Below are 13,915 nucleotides of genomic sequence, written 5' to 3' on the forward strand. Positions count from 1 at the left end.
TAACTCCGATTACAGGAGTTTGCCGGGCTCGTAGGTGGCGGCGCCTTTGACTTTGCGGGTCGTGGTTTTGACGGTGGCGACGAAGGTGTCGACTTGCTGCGGGGCGGCGCCGACGAAGCGTTTGGCGTCGCTGAGGATGGCGCGGAGAGCCTTTTCCGAGAGACCGAGACGGGTGTCGGCGGCGAGCAACACGACGAGGTCGGATTCGCCTTGACCGGTGCGGATGGATTTGGCGGCGGCGAGGGCGTTTTCTTTGATCGCGAGGTGGGCGGTTTCGCGGCCGACTCCGGCTTTCACGGCTTCCATGAGGATGGTCGTGGTCGCGAGGAAAGGGAGCTGGCGCTGGATCTCGGCGGCGATGGCCGCCTCGAAGACGTCCATCTGGTTGAGGACGGCGAGGAGCGTTTCGAGGAGTCCGTCGATGGCGTAGAAAGCGTCGGGCAGCGCGACGCGGCGGACGACGGAGCAGGAGACGTCACCTTCGTTCCATTGGTGGCCGGAGAGCGCGCCGGTCATGGTGACGTAGCCGGAGAGAATCGTGGAGAAACCGCAGATGCGCTCGCAGTTGCGGGCGTTGACCTTGTGCGGCATCGCGGAGGAGCCGACCTGGCCTTTTTGGAAACCTTCGGTGAGCAGGCCTTGGCCGGCCATGAGGCGGAGCGTGGTGGCGAAGCTCGCGGCGGCGGCGCCGACTTGGTGGAGGGCGGCGACGACTTCGAAGTCGAGCGAGCGCGGGTAAACCTGGCCGACGGCGTTGAGCGTGGATTTGAAGCCGAGGTGTTTGATGATGCCGGCTTCGAGGCGGGCGACTTTCTTGGCGTCGTTGAAAAGCGTGAGCTGGTCGAGCTGGGTGCCGACGGCGCCCTTGAGTCCGCGGACCGGATAACGCGCGGTGATCTCGTCGAGTCCGGTGAAGGCGGCGAGGAGTTCCTGGCCGAACATCGCGAAACGCTTGCCGAGGGTGGTCGGCTGGGCGGGCACGTTGTGCGTGCGGCCGGTGAGCATGAGCGAGCGGTATTGCTTCGAGCGCTTGGAGAGCTTCAGCAGCGCGGCGGCGGTCTTCATGCGCACGACTTCGAGGGAGCGGGCGATCTGAAGCTGCTCGACGTTTTCAGTGAGGTCGCGGGAGGTGAGGCCGAGGTGGATGGACTCGCGGCCGGCGAGGGCATTGAAGGCTTCGATGCGGGCCTTCACGTCGTGGAGCGTGACGCGTTCGCGGGCGTCGATATCGGCGAGATCGATCTTGGTTTTGACCTTCTCGTAATCAGCGATGGCGGCGGCGGGAATGGGCAGGCCGAGGTCGCGCTGGGCCTTCATGACGGCGATCCAGTAATCGCGTTCGATGGTGATGCGTCCGGTGGGCGACCAGATGTCTTTGATGAGGGGCGAGGCGTAGCGTTCGGCGAGGACGTTGGGAATGGCGGCGGAGGACATGTTGAAATCAAGAGCGAAGCAGGTGGCGGGGCGTGGGGCTAGAACGTTTTGGGGCACACGGGTAATGCCTTAAGGGAATGCTCGAAAGTAGGTAAAGTTAAGCGGGGTAAGTGCCGATGGGGTGTTACGTCTTTCCCGACCTGCATTCCCTTCGCCCCGTTGTCATGAAAACCTTTTCGCTTTCTCAAAAGCTAGGCGGCCTGGTGGCCTTGTTATTGTTACTCTCCGTCGTGCTGGGCGGGCTCGGTGTCTATGCCATCCGTGCAACCAACCAGGGTTTGCTCACGGTCTATCAAGACCGCGTGGTTCCTTTGAAGCAGCTCAAGGTGATCGCCGATGCGTATGCGGTGAATCTGATCGATGCTGCCAATAAAGCCAACGCAGGTATCTTTACGCCCCGACAAGCGTTGACTTCGGTCGTGGATGCCCGCGCGTCAATCAAGCGCGAGTGGGGAAACTATCTGGCGACCTATCTTACCCCGGAGGAGGCGGCATTGGCGAAACAGGCGGGTGATTTGCTGGCCGCTGCCGATAATGATGTCGAGCGGTTGGAGGCGACATTGAGGAAGCTGGGCGATGCCAAGGCCGAGGCCGGCGTGCTGGTTGAATTCGACGGGCCGCTTTACGCGAAGATCGATCCAGTATCTGCGAAAATTTCCGATCTGGTGGAACTGCAACTGCGCGTTGCCGGCGAGGAGTATGAGGCAGCCCAGAAGCGTTACAGCCGGCTGCTGCTCCAGTTCGCTCTGCTGATAGCGTTGGGTGGCGGCGGGTCACTGATCGGAGCGTTTCTGCTCATACGGCGTATAACCGGCGTGTTGCATGCGGCATCGGCTGAAATTCAATCGGCCGCCGTGCAGGCGTCGAGTGCGAGCGAGCAGGTGTCCAGTGGGAGCCAGACCATCGCGCACGGCGCAAGCGAACAGGCGGCCACATTGGAGGAAACGGGCGCCTCCCTTGAGGAGATCGCCAGCATGACTTCACGCAATGCCGAGAACGCCGCCGCCGCGCACACCGCCGCTTCCGATACGCGTGAATCGGCCGAACGGGGCGTTGCCCAAGTCGCCAGATTGCAAAGCTCGATGCAGGCGTTGGTGGAGTCCTCCGCCGATATCACCAAGATTCTCAAGACCATCGAGGAAATCGCTTTTCAGACCAATATACTGGCGCTCAATGCGGCGGTCGAAGCGGCGCGTGCGGGCGAAGCAGGCGCTGGATTTTCCATCGTGGCCGACGAGGTGCGATCGCTGGCGAAGCGGTGCTCCGAGGCTGCGCGCGACACGGCCGCCAAAATCGGCGTGGCTAACGAAAACAGTGGGATCGGCGCGTCGACCAGTCGCGAGGTAGCGGCTACTTTGGAGATGATTTTGTCCAAGGTGCGCGACGTTGATTCACGCATCGGGGAGATTGCCACGGCTTCCGGCGAACAGAGCATCGGGCTTACTCAGCTCAACACCGCGGTCCGCCAACTGGACCAGATCACGCAAGGCAACGCGGCCACGGCCGAGGAAACCGCGAGCGCGGCCGAGGAGCTCAACGCGCAGTCCGCCGAGCTCATTAAGATCGTCGACCGCCTGGTCGGTTTGATCGACGGCGCGAGTGCGATACCCTGATAGCGGTGGTGTTTATCCTCCCACGGTGTTTTGCGGGTGGCCGCTGAGAAAGGCTCGCACGTTGGCGGCGGCGATGTCCAAGAGGCGCTGGCGGGCGGCGCGGGTGGCCCAGGCCTGATGCGGGGTGACCAGGCAGTTCGGAGCGGCGAGGAGGGGGTTGGCCGGTGGCGGAGGTTCGGCGCTCAAGACGTCGAGTGCGGCACCGGCGATGCGGTGGTGGTGGAGCGCCTCGACCAAGTCGGCTTCGGAGATGAGCGGGCCGCGTGAGGTGTTGATCAGGAGCGCGGTGGGTTTCATGCGCGCAAGCGAGGCGGAGTTGATGAGGTGCCGGGTGTCGTCGGTGAGCGGGCAGTGCAGCGAGACGATGTCGCTGTCGGCCAGCAAGCGCTCGAGGGAGAGAAACGTGACGCCGTCGCTGACACGCGTGGAGGCGGAGCGGCTCGTGGCGACGATCTTCATGCCGAAGGCGCGGGCGAGCGCGGCGACTTGGCGACCAATGCTGCCGTAGCCGACGATGCCGAGGGTGAGTCCGTCGAGTTCGACGAGCGGTTTTTGCCAGTAACACCAATCGGAGGAGCGCGACCACGCGCCTTCGCGGACACCGGCGGCGTGGAGGCCGACGTGGTTGGTTGCTTCCAGGATCAGCGCGAGCGTGTGCTGCGCTACGGAGCGCGTGCCGTAACCGGGGATGTTGGTGACGCAAATGCCGCGTGCGCGGGCGGCAGGGACATCGACGACATTAGTGCCGGTCGCGAGCACGCCGATGTAGCGGAGCTTGGGCAAGCGGGCGAGGGTGTCGGCGGTGAGCGGCGCTTTGTTGGTGAGGATGAATTCGGCGTCGTGCGCGCGGGCGATGATCTCGCTGGTTGTCGTGCGTTCGTGGATACGGCAGTTGGCGAGCGCGTGAAAGGCGTCCCACGAGAGGTCGCCGGGATTGGTGGCGTGGCCGTCGAGCACGACGAGTTTTGGGGCGGTGAAGATGGTCGTGCTGTTCATTGAGTCGTGAGCGTGCGCGACAGGGTTTTCTGCGGAAGATTCGCGCCGTGGGCGCGCAAGGTGTTCACCAATTCCTCCGTATCGATTTCAGCGGCGGAGCGGCCGGTGCGCAGGCTTTGCACGGCGGCGGTGCCGGCGGCTTGTCCCATCATGGAGGCGGCGGGTTGCACGCGGATGGAGCCGTGCACTGAGACATCACTGGAGGCGCAGCGTCCGGCTACCCAGAGATTTTTCCAGCCGCGAGGCACGAGGATGCCGTAGGGGATGCCGAACCACTCGCCTGCCTTGAGGCGCGCGGTTTTGTCCTTCTCGGTGCTGAAGCGTTCGTATTCCTCCTTCGAGCAGTCGTAAGGGTGGATATCGACGAACTTGTTGAAGATGCCGATCTGGTCGGGGAATTCGCGGCGTGCGAGGTAATCGCGGAGCGTGAGTTCGTATTCGCCGACGATGCGGCGGGATTCGCGGATGCCGAGGAGCGAGGCGGTGGTAACGTGTTCGATCTTCGCGCAACCGGGAACGTATTTGCGGTAGAACTCCATGTATTCGAGTGCGAGCTTGCGGCCCCACATCACGCCGTCGCTAAGATCGCGGCAGCGGAGCGCGTTGAGGTTGAACAAGTGTCCGCCGTTGAGATAGCCGACTTGGTGGCCGACTTTGCTCATGCCCGGCAGGTGGCGGTCGTATTGGGTGAAGTGTCCGTCGGCGAGCGCTTGCGGGAGGTAGTCGTTTTGCTCGTAGCCGCGCGGCACGGCCCAATCGACTCCGGTGAACAACGACGCGAGCGTGGACGGCATGATCTTGGGTGTGTCGCGTCCGGCTTCGCGACAGGGCACGCCGCAGAGATTTGCGAGGATGGCATCGCCGGTCGCGTCGACGAAGGTGCGCGCCTTCACGTAGGAGTAGCCCTCGACGTTGGACAACACGACGCCGTTGACGTGGCGATCCTGCGCATCGACATCCGCATCGATCACGCGCGTGAAAAAGCGCACTTCCACGCCGGCGCTCAGGGCGAATTCATCGAGCATGAGCTTCAACCCTTCCGCTTTGAACGGGGACCAAGAGTGGAACTTCTTCCGCCAGGAATTCGGGTCTATGCCGGGGGACATGAAGCCGCGTGCATACATGGTCTCGACGAGTTCGAGCATGAAGCCGCCCACCAGCCCTTGCTCGCCGTTGGCCATCGGATCGAATGCGGTCACCAAGCCGGACGAACCCATGCCGCCGAGGCAGCCGGTGGACTCGACGAGCAGAACCTTGGCGCCTAGGCGGGCCGCGCAAATGGCGGCGGCGGCACCGGCGGGGCCTCCGCCCGCGACGACCAGATCGTAGCCAGCCTCGGCTCGAATGGTGCGATCAAGGCGGTAACTGCCGTCGGCGTGCCCGTAGGTTTTGGAGCCGACGAGGGACTGAAGCGAAGGGGCAGCGGCGGATGTCATGAGGTGGCTATTTTTGCATAAATCATCCGCTCTTTCCTTGCATGCTTGGCTTAAATCATGGCTTTTTCTGCTACACGGTCATGCATCAACCCAGCGTCATGGAAGTGCCCGAGTGGGCGATCCAGGTGTTTGAAAAACAAAAAGACCTGAGGGTGGTGGTGCATGATTTGACCGCGACGCTCGGACCTTTTTTGCAGCCGGAGCGTTTCAAGCACCGTGCGCCTTGCTGCATCGCCGTGAAGGCGCGGCATGACTGGGCATGTGTGGATTTTGAGGTGACGCGGTTGCGGGCGGAGCTGCCGGATTTTCCCGAGGGCCGCTATCACCGGTGTCACGCGGGGTTCATGGAATGGGTCGTTCCGGTGTTTATCAAAGGACGGCTGGCGTGGATTTTGTTCGCGGGCCAACGACGGGCCGCGGGCGATTACCGGCATCTCTTTCGAGATGTGCGCACCACGTCGGGAACCGGGGTGCAAGCGAAGGCGCTGCGTGAAACCGGTGAGACGGATGCGGAGGTGATTTTGGAGTCGTTGCGGCAGTTGCGCTCACGGTTGCTGGAGTGGCACGGACAGGTGGCGGTGCTGTTGAAAAACACGCGTCAGCCGGAGGCGGGCGGAGCCGAGGACATGGCGGGGCGGCGACGGTTGATTCAGAATTTTTTGCACGCGAGCCACACGGAGAGTGCCACGAGTCTGGAGGATCTGGCGAAGGCGCTACACCTGGGCGAAAGCCGCACGTCGCATCTGGTGAAGGAACTCTTCGGCTGCAGCTATGTGGAGTTGCTCACCGAACTCAGGCTGCGCACGGCGGCGTCATTGCTGCGAGCAAGCGAGTTGTCCGTGACCGAGGTGTGCCTGAACAGCGGCTTCAGCGATCTGTCGCATTTTCACCGCTGCTTTCAAAAGCGCTTCGCCACCACGCCGTTGAAATACCGGCGGATGTCGAACGCGTGAGTTTTTAGGCGGCCGACAAGCACCGCACGGCCATTTCGCGGAGGACTTCGTTTTGCTCGTTGGGACGTTTTACGATCTCTTCGAAGGCGCGGATGAAGTCCTGCTGGTTGTCGATCAGGCGACGCAGTGAAGGGAGTTTTCCGCTGCCGGCGAGCTTGCCCACATACCAGGCGTTTTGACTGAAGAGGTTGTAGGCGCTCTTCTCGGTGACGCCGATGAAGTGGTGTCCGTAGGCCGTGGCGGCTTTCGGCAGACCGTCGAGTCCGCGCTGGCCGACGCGTGCTTCGCCAGAGTCGACCAAGGCGCGAACCTGGATGAGAATGCGGTTGCGATTCTGCATCGCGCTGATGATCGGCCGGGCGTCGCCGCCGGTGAAGAAATGATGATGCAGCGCGGCCAGCGTCCACTTGAGATCGCCGCTGAAAAACGCTTCGGCGGCCTCGAAGAAATCGCCCTCGGCGGTATTGGCGGTGAGCTCGGCGACGTGGGCCTCCTCGATGACGGTGGCCTTGCCGTCGGGGCCGCCGGCGAAGGTGGCGAGCTTGCGGGTCTCCTCGATGAGCAGGCGGGTGTTGGCGCCGACCTTGGCGAGAAGGAGTTGAGCGGCGCCTTCGCCGAACGTGACGCCGAGTTCACGGGCCTCGGCGAGGATGACGCCGCCGAGGGCTTCGGATCCGCCTTCGCCATCACCGCCGCCAACGAGGGAAAAGTCGGCGGTTTTTTCGCACCATTTGGGGAAGGCGCGGCGGCGGTCGATGGGCGCGGCGGTGATCACAATCGCGACCTGCGCGGGATCGACGGTGGCGAGGAGCTCCTTCAGGTCATCGACGAGCTTGAGGGTGCTCTCGGCGCGACCGGTGACGGAGTCGGCGAGGAAGTTGACGTCCTTAAACCAGACAACGCGTTTGCCACCGAACATGGAGACGGTTTGCACGCTTTCGCGGAAGCGATTGATGGCGCTTTCGACCTCGCCGACGTTGTTGGCAAAACCGCTGATGATCTCGCGGGCGAACTCATCGGTCACGTCGGCGGTGAGCTCGTCGTAACGCGTCTTGCCGAGTCGATTGACGAGGAAGTCATCGGCTCCGCAGACGAAAATGAACGGCTTGGCGGCGTCGGGCATGGAAGAGAACTGTGGCGGCGGGCGCGGGCGCGAGGCAAGCGCGGAGGCCGGGACGTTTACCCGCGAATGAATAAAAATTCATCTGTCGTTCACGAACGGTTCACGAGCGGCCGGTAGGGTGAGGCGACTTTTGGCACCCCTCCTATGAAAATCCCTGCGCTGCTCCGTTCTCTGGTCGCCCGCCGTCATGGCGGCGTTGTTTTGTTTGTTGGACTCTTCATGCTGCTCGCGTTGGTCACCCGTATCGCGCTGCTGGCGCAGTCGGGGTGGGCGTTGGATTGGAATGCCACTCTGATCGCTTCCTTTGCGTGGGGTGCCTTGTTCGACCTCGGAGCGGCGCTGCTTTTTGCCGTGCCGCTGGCATTGGTTTTAACGCTGCTGCCGGCAGGCATCTTCGAGCGCCGCTGGGCGCGGGCCGGCGCGCATGGGGTTTTTATCGGAGCGATCGGACTGCTGCTATTCAGCGCGGTGGCTGAGTGGTTTTTTTGGGATGAATTCAGCACGCGCTTTAACTTCATCGCGGTCGATTACCTCGTCTATACGACCGAGGTGGTGGCCAACATCCGCGAGTCCTATCCGATGCCGGCGATTCTGGGGGTGATCCTGCTCGCGAGTGTCGGGCTGCACCTCTTGCTCGCTCGGACGGGGCTGATCGACTGCTGGCTGGAGGCGCCGCGCGTGACGACACGCCGACGTTATGTGCAAGGCGGCGCTTGGATGGCGGCGGCGTTGGTCGCGGGAGTGGCGCTCGATTCGAACCAGTTGCCCGCATTTGCCAACACCTACAATCGCGAGCTTGCGAAGAACGGCCCGTGGTCGCTGTTTGCGGCGTTTCAGCACAACGAAATCGATTACGACCAGTTTTACGCGAAGCTTCCCGTGGACGAGGCGTTTTCGCATCTGCGCACGGAACTGGCGCAGGACGGCAGCCTGCCGCTCGGTCTCAAAGACGCGCGCGACACGTTGCGTTACATCAAAAACGAAGGGCCCGAGAAACACCTCAACGTGATCCAGATCACGGTCGAGAGTCTGAGCGCCAGTTTCGTCGGCGCGTATAATCCCGATTCAAACCTCACGCCAAATCTCGATGTGCTCGCGAAGCAGAGTCTGGTGTTCGACAATCTCTACGCGACCGGCACGCGCACGGACCGCGGCATGGAGGCGCTGACCTTGTCGATGCCGCCCACGCCCGGACGTTCGTTGGTGAAGCGTCCGCACAACGAGAATCTGTTCACCCTCGGCTCGGTTTTTCGCAGCCGCGGTTACGACACGGCGTTCATCTATGGTGGCTACGGCTACTTTGATAACATGAACACGTTCTTTGGCGGGAACGGCTATCGCATCGTGGACCGCGCCGCCGTCGCCAAGACCGACATCACCTTCGCCAATGCCTGGGGGGCGTGCGACGAGGACGTATTCAACTGGACACTACGAGAGGCCGACCGCTCCGCCGCCGCGGGCAAGCCGTTTCACTACTTCGTGATGACGACTTCCAATCACCGCCCTTACACGTATCCGGACGGTCGCATCGATCTGCCGTCGAAGATCTCCCGCCGCTCCGGCGCGGTGAAATACACCGACTACGCCATCGGAAAACTCATCCGCGACGCGTCGTCCAAGCCGTGGTTTAAAAACACCGTCTTCGTCATCGTGGCCGACCATTGCGCGTCCGTCGCGGGCAAGACCGAGCTGCCCGTTCAGAACTACCACATTCCGATGCTGGTGTATGCGCCCGGCGGGCAGGTCGCGCCCGGGCACATCGGCGATTTGATGAGCCAGGTGGATTGCGCGCCGACGATCCTCGGTCTGCTCAACTGGAGTTATGCCACGCGCTTTTATGGGTGGGACGTGCGCACCGCGCATGGCGACCGCCGCGCGCTCATCGGCAATTATCAGAAGCTCGGGCTCTACGAGGAAGGCACGCTCGATGTGCTGAAGCCGGTGCGCGGTTACAGCGCCTATCGCTACGACCCCGTGACCTTCGCACTGACCGGACGCCCCAAGGAAACCGAGGAACGCGACGAGACGATCGCCTACTACCAGACGGCCAGTTACCTTTATAAGAGCGGTGGTTATCGTGCCGTGAGCGATGCCGATCAGACGGGCTACACCGCGCAGATTCTTGCGCTGAACCCGGATCGCTCGACCGCCGCCGTTTCCGCCCCCAAAACCACTGCGGACACTGCCGCTGAAATCATCCGATGATCACGCGCCGACCTTTTATTGATCGCACGCTGTGGCCGGTGTTCGCAGTGCTCGCCGGGCTGTTTCTGCTTTTCGAATTCACGCAGGTGGATTTGTGGGTGCAGGACCGGTTGTATGATTTCTCCGCGCACGCCTGGATGGTGAACGAGAAAGACCTGTGGCCGCGCATCTTTTTCTACACGGGACCGAAGGTGCTGATCATTGCGCTGGCGGCCGGCTTGATGACCCTCGCGCTCGGGCCCGAGCGGTGGCGTGTTCGCGGGTCGTTCACCTTGAGGCGCTGCGACATTTGGGTCGTTATCGCCACGCTGGCGACGGGACCGGCCTTGATCGCGACGAGCAAGGCCACGACCAACGTGTTTTGTCCGCGGGAGATTCGCCGCTATGATGGCTTCGCCCCGTATGTGCGCGTGTTGGAATCCTATCCCGAGGGTGATCGTCCCTCGCGACGCGGACGCGGGTTTCCGGCAGGGCATGCCAGTGGCGGCTTTGCATTGCTGAGCCTCGCCGGGCTCGCGCGCAGTCGTCGCGGTCAACTCATCGGTGCCTCCATCGGCTTCGCGGTGGGCGGGGCGATGGGCGGCTACCAAATGCTCAAAGGCGCGCACTACCTGAGCCATACCGTGATCACGGCGCTGGTGTGCTGGTTATTGTTTCTCATCTGGCGTCGCCTGCTGAAGGCCACGACGGGTAATGAACAAAAATTAATTCCTGCTTCATCCTGAGTTCATCTCCGTCGGTTAACGTATCGCCATGAAATTACTCCCGCTTCTGATTGCCGGCCTGTTGCCGGTTTTCGCGATCGCGGCTCCCTCGCCGTTGGCCATCGATCCAGGCCAGTCGCACATCGAAATCGCGGTCAAGGCCACCGCTGCTTCGTTCACAGGAAAACTCGACGCCTACACCGCGGTGATCGCCGTCGAGTCGGGCCACGTCACCTCGGCTACGTTCACATTCAACTTCGCCGATGTGCGCACCGGCAAGGAAGCGCGCGACGAGGCCATGAACGAATGGCAGGAAACCCCGAAGTATCCGAAGGCAGGCTTCACCTTGAAATCCATCGACACCGCGGCCGACGGAAAACTCACCGCGCGCGGAGTGCTTACGCTTCATAATGTCGCTCGCGCGATCGCCTTTCCCCTCTCGATCACGAGCGATCAAAAAATCTATGCGATCGACGGTCATGCGGTGTTCGACACGCGTGACTTCGGTCTGCCGATCATCCGCAAGTTCGGCCTGCTCAAAGTCGACCCGCTCGTGGAAGTTCACTTCCACCTGCAAGGCTCCGTCAACGTCCGCTAACTCCCCGATTATCCCGTGAACTCGTCCGCCGCTTATCTGCGCCTGTGCGACGCGCTGATGGAAAACAGTCCCGCTCTGCTGGCTACCGATCAACTCCTGCGCGATACGCTGACCCTCTCGTCAGGCAATCCCGGTAAACTCATCCGAGCCCGTCTCGTGCTGGCCGCCGCCGATGCGCACGGCCTCGAAGAAGGCCCCGCCGAACGGCTCGCCTGCGCGGTCGAATATTTTCACATCGCCTCGCTGCTCCTCGACGATCTCCCGTGCATGGATGATGCCTGGACGCGTCGCGGCCGTCCCTGCGCCCATAAACTTTACGGCGAATCCTCCGCCATCCTCGGCGCGCTCGCCTTCATCAACCGCGCATATGCGCTCACCGGCTTCGTGTTTGCCTCGCACCCGGCGGAGATCCGCTTGCAGGCGACGGCGTGCCTCGATGCGTGTCTCGGCCCCGCGGGACTCGTCGGCGGACAAGCTGCCGATTTGAGCTTCGCGCAAAGCGATCGCTCGGCTCGCGAAGTCGCGATGATCGCCGCGCGCAAGACCGGTTCGCTGTTCTGGCTCGCGGTGTATTTCCCGGCGCTGCTCGGGGCGCCCTCGCAGAAGGAGCTTCATGCGCTGAAGGCGCTGTGTGTTTACTGGGGCCTCGCTTATCAGGCGGCCGACGATCTCCAGGATGCGTTGCTCAACGCATTCGAAAGCGGAAAAACCGCCGGTCGCGACCGCGCGCTCACGCGTCCGAATCTCGCCCACGCTATCGGCGTGCCGGCAACGCAGGCGCGCATCGCACGGCTAATGGAACAGTCGCGCCGCGTGGTGGAACGGCTCGGCGCGACATCGCAACGCTGGGGTTATCTCGGCGGGTTTCATCGTGAATTCGTCGAGCCGATGGTCTGCGCCGTGGCGGCCTGAGCCGCGGACCCGTCAAACCACGAAACGGCGAACTCATGCGTTTTCTTTCCCTTATCTTCACCAACCTCCGACGCCACCGGCTGCGCGCGCTGATCGGCGTGGCGGGCATCGGTTTCGGTGTGGCGGCGATGCTGGCGATTCTAGCGATCGTCACGGGTGCGATCGGCATGTTTGAACGCATCCTCTCGACGGACAGTCATTATCTGGTGTTTGAGAAAAATGTGTCGGACCTGTTTTTCAGCTCGGTCACGACGGAGCAGGTGCGCACGATCCGCGCACTGCCTCAAGTCGAGGCGGCGCATCCACTGCTGTTCGGCATCGTGTCCGCGCCGGGAAATCCGGTAGTGACGTGCTTCGGCATCGAGGCCGACGACCCGCGCCTCGTGCGCGGCGAGTGGCGCGCGGGTTCGCGTGACACCTTCGGCAAGACGACCGGTGAAGTTTATCTGGGCGCGCGTTCCGCAGAGTTTCTCAAGGCGAAGTTCGGCGAGACCGTCGCGATCGGCCGGGGCACGTTCAAAGTGGGAGGCATTTTCAAAAACGAAAACGGCTTCGAGGATGGCGGCGTGTTTTTGCCGCTGCCGGATGCGCAGGCATTTTTCCATCGCGAAGGCGCGGCCTCGGTCGTGGCGGTGAAGTTGCGCGATCAAGCCCAAGGTGCGGCGTTCAAGGCGGCGGTGGAAGCGGCGAACCCCGGCGTGATCGCGCTGGAAAACCGCGAGTTCAGCCAGAGTTACAACAGCTTTAAGATCTTGAATTTCACGGCGTGGGCGGTGGGCATCTGCGCGTTCTTCCTGGGTGGGTTGGGCGTGGCGAACACGATGTTGCTCTCGGTGTTCGGGCGCATCCGCGAAATAGCGGTGCTGCGCGTGTGCGGATTTTCGGAGCGGCAGGTGGCCGCGTTGATTTTCGGCGAGGCGGGGGCGATTGCGTTGGGCGGGCTGGTGCTCGGATTTTCAATCGGACTGCTGATGCTCGCGGTGGTGGCGCACATGCCGCAGTTCAACGGCTACGTGCAGGCCCGCGTGGAGCCGCTCGTGGTGGTGGGAATTGTGGTGACGGCCCTGATCACAGCGATCGCCGGAGCGATTTACCCGGCCCGCTTCGCCTCACGCATCCAACCCGCGGAGGCCCTAAGATATGAATAAATCTAATCTACATAACTCATTTATGCGACAAGGCGTAAAACCAGTTTGTAACTTATTAAGTTACAAACTGGCGGGGTGGCCGATTGCCTCCGATTTGGAAAAGGGGGCGGGGTTATGAGCGGGCGTGGGGAGGTGATTGCGAGCGTGCGGGAGGTTTCGAAGACCTATGACGGCGGGCGTATTCAAGTGCTGCGTGAAGTCAGCCTTGAGGTGCGGGCCGGTGAAATGGTCGCGCTGTGGGGGGCGTCGGGGTCGGGCAAGAGCACGCTGCTCCATCTGCTCGGTGGTCTCGACAAACCGGATACGGGCACGATGTCCGTGTGCGGCTTCGATCCGTGCGTGGAGGCGAGCCGCAACACGCTGCGCCGCCACCATCTCGGGTTCGTGTTTCAACTGCACAACCTCATCCCCGATCTCACGGTCGAGGAAAACATCCGCGTGCCCGCGCTGGCCGCCGGACGCAGTCGCGAAGATACCGCCGCGCGCGTGCGCGAACTGGCGGCGCAAGTGGGGTTGTCGCACCGCATCGGCCATCGTGTGCAGGATCTCTCGGGCGGCGAGCGCCAGCGCACCGCGATCTGTCGGGCGCTCATGAATGCGCCGCGGTTGTTGCTGGCGGACGAGCCGACGGGATCGCTCGACGAGCAGACGGGCGATGCGATTTTTGCGTTGTTGAAAGAACTCGCCGCGCGCGAAAACGTGGCGGTCGTGCTGGCGACGCACGAGCGACGGTTCGCCGAGGCGTGCAATCGCATCGTGCGCGTGCGCGACGGCCGGTTGTCCGAAATCTGAT

12 protein-coding genes are annotated in these 13,915 nt (G+C 62.6%); 8 read left to right on the forward strand and 4 right to left on the reverse strand.

What is annotated here, in order from left to right:
- Positions 1-9 precede the first annotated feature (9 nt).
- Entirely contained in the window at positions 10-1,434 is a 1,425-nt protein-coding gene (gene purB / locus FPL22_RS11210) for an adenylosuccinate lyase (RefSeq protein ID WP_144230444.1), read from the reverse strand.
- A gap of 164 nt (positions 1,435-1,598) precedes the next feature.
- Here purB and FPL22_RS11215 point away from each other — a divergent pair, with 164 nt between their 5' ends.
- The gene (locus FPL22_RS11215) at positions 1,599-3,047 is read left to right on the forward strand and encodes a methyl-accepting chemotaxis protein (protein ID WP_162525276.1); all 1,449 of its coding nucleotides are present in this window, start codon (positions 1,599-1,601) and stop codon (positions 3,045-3,047) included.
- 12 nt (positions 3,048-3,059) lie between these two features.
- On the opposite strand, the gene FPL22_RS11220 is transcribed toward FPL22_RS11215, so the two are convergent.
- Together FPL22_RS11220 and FPL22_RS11225 are read right to left on the reverse strand one after the other, a co-directional pair.
- Positions 3,060-4,043 (reverse strand): D-2-hydroxyacid dehydrogenase, encoded by a 984-nt coding sequence (locus FPL22_RS11220; protein ID WP_144230446.1) that lies wholly within the window; start codon positions 4,041-4,043, stop codon positions 3,060-3,062.
- Entirely contained in the window at positions 4,040-5,479 is a 1,440-nt protein-coding gene (locus FPL22_RS11225; protein WP_144230447.1) for an FAD-dependent oxidoreductase, read from the reverse strand. The genes FPL22_RS11220 and FPL22_RS11225 overlap by 4 nt, the downstream gene beginning before the upstream one ends.
- An 80-nt stretch (positions 5,480-5,559) precedes the next feature.
- Between FPL22_RS11225 and FPL22_RS11230 the strand changes: the two genes are divergently transcribed.
- A complete protein-coding gene (locus tag FPL22_RS11230; protein WP_162525277.1) occupies positions 5,560-6,432 on the forward strand; it encodes a helix-turn-helix transcriptional regulator in 873 nt (290 codons plus the stop codon).
- A gap of 4 nt (positions 6,433-6,436) precedes the next feature.
- Here the strand turns inward: FPL22_RS11230 and holA are convergent, their stop codons facing one another.
- The gene (gene holA, locus FPL22_RS11235) at positions 6,437-7,555 is read right to left on the reverse strand and encodes a DNA polymerase III subunit delta (RefSeq protein ID WP_144230449.1); all 1,119 of its coding nucleotides are present in this window, start codon (positions 7,553-7,555) and stop codon (positions 6,437-6,439) included.
- A gap of 144 nt (positions 7,556-7,699) precedes the next feature.
- On the opposite strand from holA, the gene FPL22_RS11240 reads away from it, so the two are divergent.
- The 6 genes from FPL22_RS11240 (at position 7,700) to FPL22_RS11265 (ending at position 13,914) form a co-directional block, all read left to right on the forward strand.
- Complete coding sequence (locus FPL22_RS11240) at positions 7,700-9,760, forward strand: LTA synthase family protein (protein WP_144230450.1); 2,061 nt, start codon at positions 7,700-7,702, stop codon at positions 9,758-9,760.
- Positions 9,757-10,485 carry a phosphatase PAP2 family protein gene (locus FPL22_RS11245; protein ID WP_144230451.1) on the forward strand — a complete coding sequence of 243 codons (729 nt, stop codon included), beginning with the start codon at positions 9,757-9,759 and terminating at the stop codon, positions 10,483-10,485. The genes FPL22_RS11240 and FPL22_RS11245 overlap by 4 nt, the downstream gene beginning before the upstream one ends.
- Positions 10,486-10,513: 28 nt before the next feature.
- Positions 10,514-11,062, forward strand: a complete 549-nt coding sequence (locus tag FPL22_RS11250) for a YceI family protein (protein WP_144230452.1) — start codon at positions 10,514-10,516, stop codon at positions 11,060-11,062.
- 15 nt (positions 11,063-11,077) lie between these two features.
- Positions 11,078-11,974, forward strand: a complete 897-nt coding sequence (locus FPL22_RS11255) for a polyprenyl synthetase family protein (RefSeq protein ID WP_144230453.1) — start codon at positions 11,078-11,080, stop codon at positions 11,972-11,974.
- 35 nt (positions 11,975-12,009) lie between these two features.
- Positions 12,010-13,122, forward strand: a complete 1,113-nt coding sequence (locus tag FPL22_RS11260; protein ID WP_144230454.1) for an ABC transporter permease — start codon at positions 12,010-12,012, stop codon at positions 13,120-13,122.
- A gap of 114 nt (positions 13,123-13,236) precedes the next feature.
- Complete coding sequence (locus tag FPL22_RS11265) at positions 13,237-13,914, forward strand: ABC transporter ATP-binding protein (RefSeq protein WP_144230455.1); 678 nt, start codon at positions 13,237-13,239, stop codon at positions 13,912-13,914.
- Position 13,915: the final 1 nt, after the last annotated feature.

This window comes from Rariglobus hedericola (assembly GCF_007559335.1).
Taxonomy (GTDB): domain Bacteria; phylum Verrucomicrobiota; class Verrucomicrobiia; order Opitutales; family Opitutaceae; genus Rariglobus; species Rariglobus hedericola.